Here is a 17,558-nt window from a genome sequence, read left to right as displayed (position 1 = left end):
AGGCTTCCTCTTCAACGATCACTTAAAGCTGAATGTATGATATACGATATAGCCGGCATCGGCATCGGGCCGTTTAACCTCGGCCTGGCAGCTTTGCTTGAGCCAGTTAAAGCACTGAAATCAGTTTTCCTGGAACAAAAGCAGTCTTTTGACTGGCATCCGGGCATGATGATACCGGGCGCAACATTGCAGGTGCCTTTTTATGCTGACCTGGTAACGCTGGCAGACCCGGCCAGCAGGTTTAATTTTTTCTGTTTTCTGAAAGCAAAAAACAAACTCATTCGTTTCGGGATATACGACAATAACTATATTTCCAGGAAGCTGTATAATGACTATTGCAACTGGGTCGCAGCACAGCTTAACAATCTTTATTTTAATACCAGTGCACAGGATATTCAATTTAATAAAGCGCAGGGCTGTTATGAAATAACTGCAAACAGCCATGGCTGCAGCACCACAGTGCTGGCAAAACACATTGTTATCGGCATAGGCTCATCACCTTATCTGCCAGCCTGCACTGAAGGTTTAACAGGTAATCAAATTTTTCATTCTTCTGATTACCTGTACGGTAAAGCAACTATTTCCGGTAAAGATTCGGTTGCGCTCATCGGTTCAGGCCAGAGCGCTGCTGAAATATTTTATGACCTGCTGGAAGGATTCCCGCAATCTTTTCCAAAAAAGCTAAACTGGTTTACACGGTCAGCCCGTTTCTTCCCGATGGATTTTTCCAGGCTGTCGCTTGAAATGACCTCACCGGATTACATCCGTTATTTTTATCACTTACCAGCCCATATAAAAAAGGGCGTATTGAAAAGCCAGGATATGCTGTATAAAGGAATTAACCGTTCCCTGGTTGACCGGATTTATCAAAAATTGTATGAATTGCAGGAAGCATGGGATGATGTACCTGTACAATTAAGAACGAATATGGAATTGCGTTCAGTTGTTAAGCAAAGTGAAGGGTATGGTTTGCGGTTTTTACAAACAGAACAAGGGCGATATTATGAAGATACAGCGAACATTGTAATACTTGCCACCGGTTATGCTGCTGCACAACCCTGCTTTTTGAACGGCGTTAAACACCGTATTAAATGGAGTGCCGAAGGCGCATTTGATATAGCTTTTAATTATTCAATTGATACCAATGGCGCTGAAATATTCGTGCAGAACGCCGAGTTATATACGCATGGTTTTAATGCGCCTGACCTGGGCATGGGGCCTTACCGCAATGCGGTTATCATTAATACCATTCTTGGTTATGAATATTATAAAATGGAAGAAAATGTTACGTTTCAAAAGTTTGGGGTATAGATAGCCGGTATCTCTGTGTTGAATATTTCAATATAATATTTTTTATGAACGCCATACAAAAGAAAAGACTATGTGTGAAGGTTATGCGTTGGAATGGCTGGATAGTTTCATTACAGTCACATTAAACCCTGCAGCAACGAAGCTTGCAGGAGCTTCAGCCCAGGATGCCCAAACCCTGCAAAAGCTTGCTATGCAGGAGAAAGACAAAGCCTCTGCAGCCATCAAGTCGGCTGTATTCAATATTAACGACAGCAGAAAAACAAGGTGTTTGATTAAGAAATATTATGCCTCGCTTATATGCCTGTCAGACCAGGCTTTAAAAACCAGAAGATCTCATTCCGGGCATAGCGTTCTAAAAAAGCTGGCAGGCAGTGTTTTCACCTGTATAGATGAACTGCTATTATTGATTGAACAACGGTTCAGGCCTTATTTAAGTTCCCGCGAAAGGATGCCCGTCATACAATTTTTACAGGCAAAGCACAAACTTCTTTCAAGGCTTGGAGATATAGAAAAGCGGTTAACCAACCACCACGCAATGCATGTTGTTTTTAGCTCAATCAAGCCGGAACTCCAGTCTTTTCTAAGCCCTGGCGACGGGCTTGCCTCGCTTTCGTTCCGTGAAGTAATGTATGTGGAATGTTTATGCCGGGAAATGGAAAACATTGAAACATCAGGTGCAACTGAAGGCATTTATACCAGGCTTGACGAGGTCCTGATCAGTATAAATTTTAATACAGATGCTTATGCGGCCAGCCTTATTGGCAGAGTGGCAAATCATATTTCCGGCATTCAGCAAACAGATGAAAAAATAAAAAGCCTGCTATACCAGTTTAAAATGTTTAAACAATTTACAAGGATGCATGGCAACAGGTTCAATTTAAAAAATGCAAGCTTGTATAAACGAATTGGCAACTGGTTTAAACAGGAAATTTCCTATTATGAAGAGCAACTGTTTTATTCTGGTATTGCCTTAAAAAAAGATGCCCGGAAAAATCCTGAGCGCGAATTGGCAAAACAAAAGATTCTGTGCATGCTGTCTGTAGATCAACTGGCGCTGGTATTAAGGGCAGCCGATGAACTGAAGATAATTGCCGCTCCTTCTTTAAACAGTGTATTCAAAAGTATTGTGCCGTATTTGTCAACGCCAAACCGGGAAAGCATATCGTATAACAGCATGAGAGGCAAATCATATACGGCAGAACCGGGGGATATACAAATCATCATACAAGCCCTGCATGAAATGATTAAAAGAATAAAGAAGTATTAGGAAATGGGGCGCATTTCAAATGTTCGCTCCATTCATAAATTTCCGGTCGGTGAGGCACCAACCGGTAGCGGGCCCTACAGGCGGGTGTCACCACCCCACCCGCCTGCGAAAATTTGAAATCACCCTGGGAAATGATACAGTTCATGCAGGTTAAGAAACTAAAAAATATAGCTGCTTTTAAATGTTAGTGAAATGAAGCGTTAGCGAGCGCAGTGAATGTGCAAGTCATCCTGCGGTATTGCAGCATACAGAGAGATTGCCCTGTAAGCTTAATGCATATTTCTATCCAGTTTCCAGCCTGTATCAAAATAAGAAAGCGTCGCCTGCTCTGTCTGTGGCTTTGTGAGATCACGCTGTATTAGTTTGGAAAAAGGAGTGATGTTTTTATACACAACTGTGTATTCGACTGTAGCTGTTTTCTTATTTTCCAGTAATTTAATGCCGGTTATTTCTCCCAAATCCTCATCTGCAAGTTTCACTACCTCCACATTATTATACGTCTCATCTATATGAAGCAGATAGGGCTTTGCTTTGTCTGTAAAATGAACAATAGGCTTGCCAATATCTTTTAGCTTTTGAGTACGGTCTATCGTAACTATCCCGGCATTTTCCAATCCTGCGTTCAATAATTTTCTGGCGCTCTCCGGATCAGTCATGTTCACGCCGTAGTCGTAAACTTTAGGGTAACCTTTCTCCTTTCGAATAATAGCGGCAGCTTCCTCCTTATCTAATTTTATCTGATGGCAGGCGGAAAGAAAAATCAGGGCCAGCACTGCTATGCTTATTGTTTTCATAACAATCGTTTTAGTTATCCAACAATAAAGTCATTCGACATTTTCACCGACTAATTTAAAAAAAATTACTGGTTTTATAAGCTTTTTTCTGCCTGATTTTCATTCGTACAAGTTTGTTTTTTCAGTTGCCTCATGGAACCTCGCCATGTACATTCCCCTGTGTGAGAAAAATTATCATGCTCGGTTTCATTCGTGCATATTTGTTTTTTCAGATGTCTCATGGAACCTCGCCATGCACATTCCCCATGTGTGAGAAAAAATTATCATGCTCGGTTTCATTGGGGTACAAGGGTACAAATCCATATTTCATTAAAAGTTGTACTTGAAACGCACTTTCCGCTGTCGTTTTTTTGCTATCGAAGCTCAACAAAAACAGGCAAGCTGTCATGTCGGGCTCAATAAGTGCAGAAACGAAAAAAGAGGAGCGCATGTTAAAGAACATTTCCTGGTCAGACTACTTTATCACCGTCGCCATTATACTCGTCATCTATTACTTCTTTGTAGGTGTAAGATATTTTTCAGGTGATTTGAAAGACCTGCTTTCCGGTAAACGAAAACTGCAGTTCAAAACTGCCCGGTCTTATGCCGGTAAGGAAGACGAGGCGGCTGTTGAAGAAGAAAATAACGAAGAAACGGACGGATTTGAACAAACCACAGACGATGAGTTTGAAGAAGTGGAACATCTGATAGAACGCCTGAAAACCGTAATTGCTGATGATTCCGGCAAAAGGCTGATTAAAAAAGATGAGTTTAAGCAATACATCAGTGCGATATTGAAAGAATATCCCTCCATAAAATATTCTCCCCTGCGCTCATCCATCAATGAATGGATTATTTCCGAATGTGAAAAGAATAATGCTGTTACACTCAGAGAGGAGGAGATGGATGATCTATGGCAGGATACAGTGTAGCAGCCTGACAGCGGAGTGTGCATTCCCCTCTGTGCCGAAGTGTGATGAGTGATATATGTGGCAGGATTGGTTGGCCATGAGAGGTGATGCCGCTCCGCTTATTTTTTACGGGTTGAGTTAAGATATAAATGTGTGGTTATGGAAATGTGCGGCAGGAGAAGAAAGAAGAATAACTGTAAAAAGTTGATCGCGATTGGCGCCGTGCTGGCGCTGATAATTATTTACAATGGTGCTTATGCCCAGGATGGGATTGAAGGCATCAATGAGGCCAACGAAAAAGTGCGCAGCTATTTTTCTGCGGGAACAAATTTAATGTACGCGGTGGGTGCATTGCTCGGTCTAATCGGCGCCGTAAAGGTTTACCAGAAGTGGAATGCAGGCGACCAGGACACCTCGAAAGTGGCGGCTGCGTGGTTTGGGAGCTGCATTTTTCTGGTCATCGTGGCCACCGTCATCAAAAGCTTCTTTGGTGTGTAAGCCCCCTTGCCCTCTAAAGGGGAATAAGCAAACGGAACGGATAAATTTTATGTGATGACAACAGCATTGAGAGAAAAGCTGTGGGCGTATATCGTGGAGAATAATCCGGAGTTGGTCTTCAGCTTGCAGGAGGAACATTCTGCAAGCCGGTATATCACCGAAAAAGTAAACGCTGTTCTGCCATTGGCTGAACAGCTATTTGCCGAAGGAATGCCTTATTATGCCATTGAAGAACAATGCCTGAAGGTTATGACGGAGGATTTGAAACCCTCCCGTTATCAATATATCCGCTCAGTGATAGAAGAAGAATTTCCTGAACACTACAAGCGGCTGAAAGAAAACGGGGCCCTTACTTACGAGGTGGTTAACCTTATCGAAGCCTGCAAAGGCATTTTTAATGATTTTGATTTTACCGTAGAAAATGAAGATAACCGGCATTTGAGATATGCTATTATCGGGCAGGTGCATGATTATCTGGTATGAGCCAAAAGGAAAAGTGAAGAAAGAAAGCGTGGAGTTATGGCATACAATGTTGCTCAAAAGCTGCAGGATAACCTGCAGGCAATCCATATAGCGTTAGCTTATCAGATCGGCAATCCGCTTACAGCGGATGATGTGGACAGCCTGAAAAAATATGCCGGCTTTGGCGGCATTAAAGCGGTGCTGTATCCTTATGGCTCTACTGAAGAATGGCAGGCTAATGGTGCAACTGCAGAAGACCTGAAGCTGCATGGCCATATCATTCAATTACATGAGTTGCTGAAAGAACAGTTTTCTGAAAACATATACAAAGAAATCATTGCATCCTTACGCAACAGTGTGCTCACAGCATTTTATACGCCGGAAGTTGTGCCTCAGGCCTTGTATCGTGTCTTTACAGAAAAAGGCATTCAACCGAAAAGATTGTATGAGCCATCATCCGGTTCAGGCGTGTTTATCCGTGAAGCGGTTCAGGCGTTTCCGCAGTTAGAGAAAATAACGGCGGTGGAAAAAGACCGGCTTACCGGGATGGTATTATCAGCCATTAACAGCGCACTGCCTGTCAACACCGAAACGCATATCACCGGATTTGAAGAAGCTCCGGTGAAAGACAATGGCAGTTACGATCTGGTAGTGAGCAATATTCCTTTTGGGAATTTCTCGGTATATGACGAAGCCTTTCCAGATAAAGAATTATCAGGCAAAATACACAATTACTTTTTTGCCAAAGGGCTGGACAAGCTGGCCGAAGGCGGTCTGATGGCTTATATTACCACAGATGGTTTTCTGAATAATCCGTCCAATAAAACGGCGAGAGAATATTTGTTCAACAGGGCCAATTTTATCAGCCTGGCCGTGATGCCGGATAATTTGATGAAAGATACCGGCAATACAGAAGCTCCCAGTCATTTGTTGATTGTTCAAAAGAATACCACAAAAACGCATTTGTCTAATGAAGAAGAAGCATTACTGGCAACCGTTCAAATGGAAAATGAATATGGCAGGTATTCTATTAATCAATTCATCCATCAGAACAGAAATATTGTAACCGGCAATGAGATAAGGCCAGGCAAAAATCAATATGGGCAAGCGCATGAGGCCGTGTGGCAGCGGGGAGATATGAACGCTATCGCAAACAAGCTTCATCAAACCCTTAGCCATGGTTTTCAGGAACATTTCAGTGAAATGCTTTACCAGCGGTCGTTTCAGGCTCAGCAAGCAGAAGCTGCGCGTAAAAAGCTGACCTATTTGCCCATGCCGGAAAATAGGGCCAGTAATATAACCGTGCAGTTAGGGCTTTTTGATGGTGCACCGGCAGAACATATTAACCGGGCAATGGCTTACATCAACCTGAACGATGAAACCGTTGTGCAAAAAACAACCGCCCGTATCATCGGCACGATACGCACTACGGATAAGCCCAGCCATGAAAACGTGGTGCTGCTTACTGCGAAGCAGCATAAAAGCAACCGGTTCTTATACAAGCTCTATTCAAATGTCAAAGAAGTAGATCACTTGTCTGCAAACTGGATGGATGCCCGCTTATTGGGCCATGAGCTGACGGGTATTTCCAATTATCTCAAACAGTTTGATCACAGTTTCCGCTATGAAGGAGATCAGACGCTGGAAGGTTTTTTCCGGTTTGAGCAGAAAAACCCGCTCCCCTTTATCGGTCTGAAACCGTACTACCAGGAAGGTACATTAGTAGTGCACATGGGTGATGTCGGCACAATCGGCAACCCTGATCCGGAATACAAACAAGCCGTATTTCAGCCACTCGGTCTTCAGGGCAATATCCATTTCTACGAAAAATATACGGCGCTTCGTGATACTTATCTCGAACTATCGGCTAAAGAGGGAGGAGGAGAAACAATCAGCGATGATGACCGGGATAAGCTCAATAGCACATACGAAAAGTTTATTGCTGAATACGGTCTGCTGAATAGCGCTGATAACCGCAGGCATATCCTGGAAGATACCGCTTTTGGCGTTATTACATTGTCCTCGCTGGAACGCAGGGATGGTGAACGATTTGTAAAAGCGGATATACTTACCCATTCCATCCATCAGGTAAAGGAACGTTTTATAACCGATGATCCTGTTGAAGCCCTTGCCCATAGCCTCAACGATACAGGCAAAGTAGATATTGGCTTTATCAGCGCCGCAATGGGTTCGGAGGAAAATGAAGTAATTCCTCTACTCGGCAATCATGTGTACTTAAATCCTGCCAGTGATGAATGGGAAACAGCAGACCAGTATTTGAGCGGTAACGTGGTAGAGAAATTACGGCAGGCAGAACGCATACATAATCAATTCCCGGACAATCCGCAATACAAACGAAGCGCTGAAGCGATAGCAAAGGTGCAGCCGGAGCGTATTCCATTTGAATTACTCGATTTTAACCTGGGTGAACGCTGGATACCTACTTCTTATTATGAGCAATTTGCGACCCATTTATTTGAACAGGAAACGCAAGTCAGCTATTTCCCTTCGCTTGATGCCTTCAAAGTAACTACCGGCAGGAACATAAAAGTGTCGAGGGAATTTGCGGTAACACCCAAAAGCGGCAAGACCACTTACGGCTATACTTTGCTGGAGCATGCCTTAGAAAATACAACGCCTTTTTTTACTTATGAAATATCCGTTGCCGATGGTAAGAAAATACGCATGCCCGATAATGAAGCCATTCAACTGGCCCATCAAAAGATTGAGCAAATGCGCAATGGCTTTGTCAACTGGCTCAAAGAATTGCCCGGTGCAGAAAAGAAGAATATTGAAAGCCTGTATAATGATACATTCAACTGTTATGTGCTTCGGGAGTTCGATGGCAGCCATCTTAACTTTCCCGGGCTGGACAAAAAGGCGCTGGGCATTGAGGATTTATACAGCTCCCAGAAAAATGCGGCCTGGCGTATTATCCAGAACCGGGGCGGTTTGATTGACCATGAAGTTGGGTTGGGAAAAACACTCACCATGATTATTTCAGCCCAGGAAATGAAACGGTTGGGCATGATTCACAAACCGGCCATCCTGGCCCTCAAAGCCAATGTGCGGCAGGTTGCCGAAACATACCGTAAAGCCTATCCGAAGGCCCGCATTCTGTTTCCATCGGAAGAAGATTTTACACCTGCCAAAAGGCTCAGGTTATTTCATGAGATAAAAAACAATAACTGGGACTGCATCATACTTACACATGATCAATTTAGTAAAATACCGCAGTCGCCGGAGATTCAGCAAAAAATTTTGCAGGCCGAGCTGGATAATGTCGAACTTGATTTAGAGACCCTCAAAGATTTTGGTGGCGAGATTTCTAAGCGCATGCTCAAAGGATTGGAGATACGGAAGAACAATCTGCAGGGGAACCTGAAAGCTGTTCTCAAATATATAGACGAAAAGAAAGACAGCGGCATCAGCTTCCGGGAATTGGGCATTGACCATCTGTTTGTAGATGAATCCCACAAATTCAAAAACCTGACGTTCACTACCCGTCATAACCGGGTGGCAGGATTAGGCAATATGGAAGGCAGCCAGAAGGCGCTCAATATGCTGTTCGCTGTCCGCGAGCTGCAAAACCGCTTCAACAGTGACTTGTGTGTAACCTTCCTTTCCGGAACGCCCATATCCAACAGCCTTACGGAAATGTACCTGTTGTTCAAATACCTGCGCCCGAAAGAAATGGAGCGTCAGCACATTGAGAACTTTGATGGCTGGGCAGCCGTATTTGCCCGCAAAACAACGGACTTTGAATTTTCCGTAACGAATGAGATCATCGCCAAAGAACGGTTCCGCCATTTTATTAAAGTCCCTGAACTGGCCCTGTTCTACAACGAGATTACCGATTACAAAACAGCCAAACACATCAGGCTCGACAAGCCTGAGCTGCATGAAACGCTGGTGAATATAAAGCCCACACCTGAACAAACTGAGTTCATTAAAAACCTCATGCAGTTTGCCAAAACAGGAAATGGTGAATTGATCGGACGTGGCAGGCTTACACCGGAAGAAGACAAGGGCAGAATGTTAATTGCCACCAACTATGCTAAGAAAATGGCGGCAGATATGCGGCTCATTAACGATTGGAAGTACAGCGACCATCCTGATAACAAGGTAAACGTCAGCGCCCGGAAAATAGCCGATATATACAAGCATAGCATGGAGCATAAGGGGACACAAATTGTTTTCTCCGACATCGGCACACCAAAGCCTGGTGAGTTTAATATCTACGATGCACTTAAAGAAAAGCTGGTCAGAGATTTTGGTATTCCAGAACGGGAAATCACTTTTATCCACGACTGGACAGATACTAAAAAGCCTGAACTGTTCCGTAAAATGAACAGAGGCGAAATACGCATTTTGTTAGGCAGTACGGAAAAAGCAGGAACAGGTTTGAATGTGCAGCAGCGTGTGATTGCCATGCACCATATTGATATTCCCTGGAAGCCCTCGGAGCTGGAGCAACGTAATGGGCGTGGCGCACGCCAGGGCAATCTCATTGCGAAAGAACATTACGGCAACAAAGTTCAGAACTATGTATATGCGGTAGAGCAGTCACTTGATAATTACAAATTCAATCTCCTGAAAAATAAACAGACGTTCATTTCGCAAATGAAAAACTGTGAGCTGAATGTGCGCACGATTGACGAAGGGGCTATGGATGAGCAAAGCGGAATGAACTTCTCCGAATACATCGCCATTCTTTCAGGTGATACATCATTGCTGGAAAAATCCAGGCTGGAAAAAAAGATAGCCGTGATGGAAAGCCTGAAAGTTTCGCACTTCCGGGAAATCAGCCGGAATAAATACCAGTTGGAAAGCCTTCAGAATGAGCGCGCCTCTGCTCTTAAAATACTTGGCAAGCTAACGGCTGATGAAAAGGAATACAAGGCCAGGCTCCAGGTGGGCAAAGATGGAACCAGGCTAAACCCTATTGTGATTGAAGGTATCAGCTCCACCGATAGTGAAGTTATCGGCAGATATATTACCCGGTTATACCATGACTGGAAACCTGCTGATGCCGGCGAACAGGAACAGCAAATCGGTACATTGTATGGTTTTAATCTTTACATCCGCCGCCAGCAGGACGCTTATGAGGAAAACGGGCTGTTTGAATACAAATATTCCAATAGCTTCTATGCTCAAAGGGAAGCGGATGGCATTAAATATACCTACAACAATGGTCTGCCCAATACCGACAATCCTAAGCTCGCCGCCAGATATTTTCTTCACGCTATTGACCGGGTGGGAAACCTGAAAGAAAAGTATGAAGCGAATGTTTCAGAGATAGATAAAAAAATTCCCGAACTGGAAGCGCTTACCATCAAACCATTTCTGCAGGAAACAGCATTACAGCAAATGAAAAACGAACTGGCTAACCTTGAACGGATAATAGCTATTAAAATTCAGGAGAACCAGTTGAAGCAGCAACAGGTGGGCGAAAGCGAACCGGAAGATATTTTAGAAACGCCGGTTATTCCAATCGCGGAGAAACAATTAAACGGCCATTCTGTTGCAAAGGACATGGTGCTGGCGGAACAGCCCATAGCAGAACGTCCCCGGACAAGAATGAGATTATAGAAGAACAAAAAAATAGGTCATGGCAAACAGCGTATATCAAATCAATAAGGGAATAAATAAAAGTATCGAGTTCAAGGGCCTGAAGGCGCAATATATCTGGTATTTGGGTGGCGGTGTTGTTGCGCTGCTCATTGTTTTTGCCGCGATGTATATCATCGGTCTGCCTACCTACCTGTGTATAGGCATTATCCTGGCTGCCGGAACATTCCTCGTAATGAGGATCTACGGCATGAGCCATAAATATGGAGAACATGGATTGATGAAAGCTCTTGCCAGAAAGCAAGTTCCGAGAACCATAAAATCAAGAAGCAGGAAAATCTTTTACCCCCGGCCCCTAAAGGGGAGTAATATTAAGTAAACCGTACTTAAAAAAAGTAGTAAAGTGAAAATGGAAAAAGTGTTGGACGATATTTTACCAATCATGGATGTGGAGCATGACTGCATCCTGAGCAGGCAAGGCGATATAACGATTGTTTATAAAGCAGAGCTGCCGGAGATATTTACATTATCTGACCAGGAGTATGAAGCCTTTCATCAGGCATGGATAAAGGCGATAAAGCTGTTACCGAAGTACAGCGTCTTTTACAAGCAGGACTGGTTTTTAGACAGCCGCTATAAGCCGGACTTCACTAAAGAAGATGCCAGTTTTCTCAGCCTGGCCAGCGAACGGTTTTTTAATGAGCGCCCCTTTCTGGATCATAGCTGTTACATCATGCTTACCAAAAAACCGGAAGGCAGGAAAACAGCTACCTCTATGTTTTCAGGTTTGTTGCGCAAATCCATGGTACCCGAGGAAACGCTAAATCCGCAGTTGCTGCAGGATTTTTTAGATGCTTCCGGCCAGTTCAAACGCATTATGGAAGACAGTGGTTTTGTGCAACTGGCCAGGTTAAAAGAAAATGATCTGCGAAGCCATAGCCGTAAGATGGGGCTTATTGAAAAATACTGCTACCTCTCGGAAAAAGATGATAGCTTCCTGATGGCAGACATAAGTTTTGATGAAGGATTGCGTGTCGGAGACAAGTACTGCCAGCTTTATACATTGGGCGATGCGGCTGATCTTCCGGCACTCTGTGGCAGCCGTATAAACTATGACAAATACAGCACCGACAGGACAAAATTCAGCGTTGGTTTTGCTTCCACCTTAGGGCAGCTTCTATCCTGCAAGCATATTTATAATCAATACGTTTTTATCGAGGACTCCCAAAAGACCATACAAAAGCTGGAATCAAAGAGGCTGCGCCTCCAATCGCTTTCTGCATATAGCCGGGAGAACATGATTGCCAGGGATGCCACCAATGATTTCCTGAATGAAGCGATCAGCCAGCAACGCCTTCCGGTAAAAGCACATTTCAACATATTGGTATGGACAGATAATAAGGAAAGCCTGAAAAATCTGAAGAACATGGTATCCTCCGGTTTGGCGCAGATGGATGCCGTTGCCAAACAGGAAACCGTGGGCGCGCCACAGATTTTTTGGGCAGGTATTCCGGGCAATGCAGCAGACTTTCCGATGAATGACAGCTTCGACACATTCGCGGAGCAGGCCTGTTGTTTTCTTAACCTGGAAACCAGTTACCGTTCTTCATTAAGCCCATGCGGAATTAGATTAGGCGACCGGTTTACCGGGAAACCGGTGCATGTGGATATCAGCGATGAGCCTATGAAAATGGGCATCTGCACCAACAGGAACAAATTCATACTTGGGCCGTCAGGCAGCGGAAAATCTTTTTTCACTAATCATGCAGTGCGCTCTTATTATGAACAGGGTACACATATTGTGCTGGTAGATGTAGGGCATAGCTATAAAGGGCTATGCGATATGGTAAAGGGCTATTACTTCACGTATAGCGAAGACAATCCCATACGCTTCAATCCCTTTTACATTGGTGAAGGCGATAGCCTCGACACCGAAAAGAAAGAGAGCATTAAAACGCTGCTGCTGGCGCTCTGGAAAAAAGACGATGAAGCATTTAAGCGCAGTGAATATGTAGCCCTGTCCAATGCTATCGGAGGTTATTACAGTTACCTGGAAAAGAACAGCGAAGTATTTCCCTGCTTCAATAGTTTTTATGCTTTCCTGCGGGATAAATACACACAAGTGCTGGAAGGCGACCGCGTAAAAGAAAAGGATTTTGACATAGATAACTTTCTCTACGTGCTTCGCCCTTATTACAGCGGCGGGGAATTTGATTATCTTCTGAACGCTACCGAAAACCTGAATTCGTTACAGGAACGGTTTATCGTATTTGAACTGGATAACATCAAGGATCACCCCATATTATTCCCCGTAGTAACCATCATCATTATGGAGGTTTTTATCAACAAGATGCGGAAGCTGAGAGGTGTCCGGAAAATGATACTCATTGAGGAAGCATGGAAAGCTTTGATGAAAGAGGGTTTTGCAGAATACATAAAATATTTGTTTAAGACCGTTCGCAAATTTTACGGTGAAGCGATAGTGGTAACGCAGGAAATAGAAGATATCATCTCCTCTCCGATTGTTAAGCAGGCCATCATTAATAACAGCGATTGCAAAATACTGCTCGACCAGAGCAAATATCAAAACAAGTTCGACCAGATACAAGCGTTGCTTGGCCTTACGGAAAAAGAAAAGGCATTGGTCTTATCTGTCAACAAAGCCAATGACCCAACGAAGAAATATAAAGAAGTCTTTATCAGCCTCGGCGGTATGCTCAGCAAAGTCTATCGCACCGAAGTAAGCCTGGAAGAATACCTCGCATATACGACCGAACAATCGGAGAAAGTAAAGCTGATGGAATACGTGGAAAAATTTGGCGGCGACATACGCAAAGGCATTGCGGCAATGGCGATGGATATAAGAAATAGTAAGTAAAAAATAAAACTTTAAAGAATATGAAAAAAATATGGGTGATAACATTCTTCTCTACTGCCTTACTGGTGATGGCGCCGACCAAACAAAGTCATGCAGTGGTTTGGGTAGTTGTAAAAGCCGTGATTAAAAAAGTGATCAGGGCGATTGACCTGCAGGTACAGCGCCTGCAGAATAAAACGATCTGGCTGCAAAATGCGCAGAAGACATTAGAAAACACTTTGTCTAAGCTAAAGCTGGATGAAATATCGGATTGGACGGAGAAGCAAAAAGACCAGTACAAAAAATACTATGATGAACTGGCGCAGGTTAAAGCGATCATCTCTTATTACCAGCGCATCCGGGATATTACCAAAAAGCAATTAAGCCTTGTAGATGAATATAACCGGGCATGGTCGCTTATCAGGCAGGATAATCATTTCTCCGGGGATGAAGTCAATTACATGGCGAACGTCTATTCGGGCATCCTGGATGAAAGCCTGAAGAACATTGACCAGATCAACCTCATCATAAAATCTTTTACCACAAAAATGAGCGATGCTAAAAGGTTAGAGCTAATCAATAACGCTGCCGACCAGGTAGATAATAATTATTCCGACCTCGTTCAATTCAATCAGCAGAATATGCTGCTAAGCCTGCAACGGGCAAAAACAAATAATGATGCAGAGACTGTAAAAAAATTATATGGGCTGCCATAATTGATAGTTGACAATGGAAGATTGAAAATGAAAATGAGATGAAAAGGTTTTTAATAATTATATGGATGATGGTTTTGGCTTCTGCTGCTCATGCGCAAACGTTCGCCGAATGGTTTCAGCAAAAGAAGACACAAAAGAAATATCTCATCCGGCAGATAGCTGCGCTGCAGGTATATATCGGGTATCTTCAAAAGGGCTATAAGATTGCCAAAGATGGACTGAACACTATTGGGGATTTTACGCAGGGCGAATTTAACCTGCATACTGATTATTTCAATTCTTTAAAAAGCGTCAATCCGAACGTTAAGCGCTATGCGAAGGTGGCAGGCATCATCACCTTGCAGGTAAAGATTGTGCAAAACTATAACCGGGCTATTAAGCAGCTCAAAAGCAGCGCTGCCTTTTCGGGTGATGAGCTCAGCTATATCGGCAAGGTGTTCAGCAATTTGCTGGATGACTGTGCCGGGACATTGGATGAGCTTATAGCAGTCACCGCCGATGGCAAGCTGGAAATGAAAGATGATGAACGCTTGAAACGGATTGATAAGCTGTATTCGGATATGCAGGATGAGTTTACGTTTTCGCGAAGCTTTGGTGATGACGCTAAAACACTTGCTGCATCAAGGTTGCAGGAGGAATCAGATATGCAAACCTTACGTGCATTAACCGGGATTAAAAATGAATAAAGATGAAAAAATTAATCACAATCATATTGCTTTTCCTTCTGCTGCCAGCTATTCGTGCATCTGCGCAGGCGGACGAGCTTGCCCAGTTAGCGCTTAATATAGAAAAGCTGTCGCAGTTCAGGCAAATATTGAGCGACATGAAAAAGGGCTATGAAATTCTTAGTGGCGGTTATAATACCATTAAAAACATCTCCGAAGGCAATTTCAATTTGCATAAAGCTTTTTTGGACGGCTTGATGGAAGTAAGCCCGACAGTGCGCAATTACAGGCGGGTGGCCGGCATCGCCAATGACCAGGTCACTTTGATAAAGGAATACCGCAATGCATACAAGCGATTTAAACAGGACAAAAATTTCAGCGCAGATGAACTGACTTATTTAAGCCATGTATATGATAACCTGTTTAAAGAGAGCCTGCGCAACTTAGACGACCTGCTTACTATAGTCACTGCAGGCAAGGCAAGGATGAGCGATGACGAACGATTGGAAGCTATAGACAGGATTTATGATGATATGCAGGATAAGCTGATGTTTCTCCGGGATTTTAATAACAACACGGCCATACTGGCTGTGCAAAAGGCTAAGGAGAAAAACGATGCAGAAACTATTAGTAAGATATATGGGTTGAACAACTAAACCGGTAAATATGGCAAAGTGCAGAAAGGCCGCCTGGATGGCGGCAGTGGGATTGGGATTGCCTTTTATAAGTCACGCACAGGGATTAGCTGACGAGATGAAAGGGATGCATGGCGTGCTGGATCAGCTTTATGATGAAATGATGCCGCTTTGCGGTCAGTTGATTGGCGTGGCCCAGGGATTAGCAGGCTTCGCAGCTATGTGGTATATCGCAGCAAGGGTGTGGAGGCATCTTGCCAATGCAGAGCCAATTGATTTTTACCCCTTGTTTCGCCCGTTCGCTATTGGATTTTGTGTTTTGATATTTCCATCTGTTTTAGCGATAATCAACGGCGTGATGAAGCCAACCGTTACAGCTACGGCTGCTATGGTGGAAAATTCCGATAAGGCTATTGCCGTCTTGCTGCAACAGAAAGAAGATGCCATCAAGCACTCCGATGTATGGCAAATGTATGTGGGGGCAAACGGCAGCGGCGACCGGGATAAGTGGTATAAATACACTCATAATAATGCAGACCCATCGGGTGAAGGCTGGATGGAATCTATCGGCAATGATATCAGGTTCTCTATGGCGAAGCTGTCGTATAATTTCCGCAACAGCGTGAAGGAATGGATGAGTGAAGTGCTTCGGGTACTGTTTGAAGCGGCAGCATTATGTATTGATACGCTGCGAACATTTCAACTGGTTGTGCTGGCGATTCTTGGCCCCTTGGTATTCGGCCTGTCCGTCTTCGATGGATTTCAACATACGCTTACTGCCTGGCTTGCCCGCTATATCAACATTTATTTATGGCTGCCCGTAGCCAATATTTTCGGAAGCATCATTGGCAAAATACAGGAGAAGATGTTACAACTCGACCTGTCTCAAATACAAACGCAGGGCGATACTTTTTTCAGCAGCACAGACGCCGCTTACCTGGTGTTCATGATCATTGGAATAGTGGGATATTTTACCGTTCCTTCCGTAGCCAATTATATTGTTCATGCCGGCGGCGGTGGCGGTGGCGCATTGGGTCAAAAGTTTACCAGTGTGATGAGCAGCGCTGCTACAACAACAGCAGGCAGGTTAGACAAAGGTTTAGACAATATGGCCAGCCTCCCGAAATATTACAAAGAAGGATACAGTGGTGCAGCCAGTGGCGAAGGTGTTGCCGGTGCAGCCGGGAGGGCGCTTGGGAACACGTCAGGATATATGGCTGACAAGCTCAAAGGGAAGTAATAATTAAACAGAAAGCAAGGGCATGTTTAAGAAAATGAAAAATATTGACACGGCTTTCCGGCATATAAGAGGGTTTACCATGCTGCTCATAGTGGGTTGCGTATTTATCTGCTGTTTCGCTTTATACAAAAGCTTCAGCCTGGTGTCCGGCATGAAAAACAAAATTTACATTCTGGCAAATGGAAAAGCGCTGGAGGCTTTTGCTGCTGAACGAAAGGACAATATCCCTGTGGAAGCAAGAGATCATGTAAAGACCTTTCATGAATTGTTCTTTACGCTCGACCCGGATGATAAAGCTATTACTGCCAATATTACCAAGGCATTATACCTGGCGGATGCCAGCGCCAAGCGCGTGTATGATGACCTGAAGGAAAACGGTTATTACGCCGGATTGATTTCCGGTAATGTCAATCAAACCATTACTGTTGATAGCGTGGCAGTGGATATTAATGAATATCCCTTCAGGTTTCGCTGTTATGCCACACAAAGCATTATACGCCCCACCAGCATTACTACCCGAAGTCTGGTAACGGAAGGCGCACTCCGAAACGTATCGCGAAGCGATAATAACTCTCACGGGTTCCTGATCGAGCGGTGGAGCATTATTGACAACAGGGATTTAAAAACAATAAGCAGAAAACAATAAATGCAA

The 17,558-nt window shown here is 43.9% G+C and carries 14 protein-coding genes; 13 read left to right on the top strand and 1 reads right to left on the bottom strand.

All coding sequences use genetic code 11. The features are described from left to right. Nucleotides 1-36: 36 nt before the first annotated feature. Complete coding sequence (locus QM629_RS00405) at nt 37-1,311, top strand: lysine N(6)-hydroxylase/L-ornithine N(5)-oxygenase family protein (RefSeq protein WP_415156038.1); 1,275 nt, start codon at nt 37-39, stop codon at nt 1,309-1,311. A 70-nt stretch (nt 1,312-1,381) separates the two neighbouring features. After that, nucleotides 1,382-2,578: a hypothetical protein gene (locus QM629_RS00400; protein WP_415156036.1), complete on the top strand. Its 1,197-nt coding sequence runs from the start codon at nt 1,382-1,384 to the stop codon at nt 2,576-2,578. Nucleotides 2,579-2,847: 269 nt separating this feature from the next. Here the strand turns inward: QM629_RS00400 and QM629_RS00395 are convergent, their stop codons facing one another. After that, complete coding sequence (locus QM629_RS00395) at nt 2,848-3,372, bottom strand: hypothetical protein (protein ID WP_415156034.1); 525 nt, start codon at nt 3,370-3,372, stop codon at nt 2,848-2,850. A gap of 428 nt (nt 3,373-3,800) precedes the next feature. Between QM629_RS00395 and QM629_RS00390 the strand changes: the two genes are divergently transcribed. The 11 genes from QM629_RS00390 (at nt 3,801) to traK (ending at nt 17,552) form a co-directional block, all read left to right on the top strand. Further along, a complete protein-coding gene (locus tag QM629_RS00390) occupies nt 3,801-4,283 on the top strand; it encodes a hypothetical protein (protein WP_415156032.1) in 483 nt (160 codons plus the stop codon). A 144-nt stretch (nt 4,284-4,427) separates the two neighbouring features. Continuing rightward, nucleotides 4,428-4,760: a DUF4134 domain-containing protein gene (locus tag QM629_RS00385; protein WP_415156077.1), complete on the top strand. Its 333-nt coding sequence runs from the start codon at nt 4,428-4,430 to the stop codon at nt 4,758-4,760. A 54-nt stretch (nt 4,761-4,814) separates the two neighbouring features. Beyond that, nucleotides 4,815-5,243 (top strand): DUF1896 family protein, encoded by a 429-nt coding sequence (locus QM629_RS00380; protein ID WP_415156030.1) that lies wholly within the window; start codon nt 4,815-4,817, stop codon nt 5,241-5,243. A 36-nt stretch (nt 5,244-5,279) separates the two neighbouring features. Then, on the top strand, nt 5,280-10,814 hold the full coding sequence (locus QM629_RS00375; RefSeq protein WP_415156028.1) for an Eco57I restriction-modification methylase domain-containing protein: 5,535 nt from the start codon (nt 5,280-5,282) through the stop codon (nt 10,812-10,814). A 19-nt stretch (nt 10,815-10,833) separates the two neighbouring features. After that, nucleotides 10,834-11,172: a DUF4133 domain-containing protein gene (locus tag QM629_RS00370; RefSeq protein WP_415156026.1), complete on the top strand. Its 339-nt coding sequence runs from the start codon at nt 10,834-10,836 to the stop codon at nt 11,170-11,172. A gap of 30 nt (nt 11,173-11,202) precedes the next feature. Beyond that, nucleotides 11,203-13,671, top strand: a complete 2,469-nt coding sequence (locus QM629_RS00365) for a TraG family conjugative transposon ATPase (protein WP_415156024.1) — start codon at nt 11,203-11,205, stop codon at nt 13,669-13,671. A 20-nt stretch (nt 13,672-13,691) separates the two neighbouring features. Then, a complete protein-coding gene (locus QM629_RS00360; RefSeq protein WP_415156022.1) occupies nt 13,692-14,366 on the top strand; it encodes a conjugal transfer protein TraI in 675 nt (224 codons plus the stop codon). Between the two features lie 38 nt (nt 14,367-14,404). Further along, nucleotides 14,405-15,052, top strand: coding sequence for a hypothetical protein (locus QM629_RS00355; protein WP_415156020.1), 648 nt, complete (start codon nt 14,405-14,407; stop codon nt 15,050-15,052). Between the two features lie 2 nt (nt 15,053-15,054). Then, nucleotides 15,055-15,687 (top strand): TerB family tellurite resistance protein, encoded by a 633-nt coding sequence (locus QM629_RS00350; protein WP_415156018.1) that lies wholly within the window; start codon nt 15,055-15,057, stop codon nt 15,685-15,687. Nucleotides 15,688-15,697: 10 nt separating this feature from the next. After that, a complete protein-coding gene (gene traJ, locus QM629_RS00345; RefSeq protein WP_415156016.1) occupies nt 15,698-16,906 on the top strand; it encodes a conjugative transposon protein TraJ in 1,209 nt (402 codons plus the stop codon). Nucleotides 16,907-16,928: 22 nt separating this feature from the next. Then, nucleotides 16,929-17,552, top strand: a complete 624-nt coding sequence (traK, locus tag QM629_RS00340; RefSeq protein WP_415156014.1) for a conjugative transposon protein TraK — start codon at nt 16,929-16,931, stop codon at nt 17,550-17,552. The last annotated feature ends 6 nt before the right edge of the window (nt 17,553-17,558 follow it).

Source organism: Parafilimonas sp. (genome assembly GCF_047606085.1).
GTDB lineage: Bacteria > Bacteroidota > Bacteroidia > Chitinophagales > Chitinophagaceae > Parafilimonas.
Note: the sequence above shows the minus strand (reverse complement) of the source record. Positions and strands in the feature narration are given on the sequence as shown.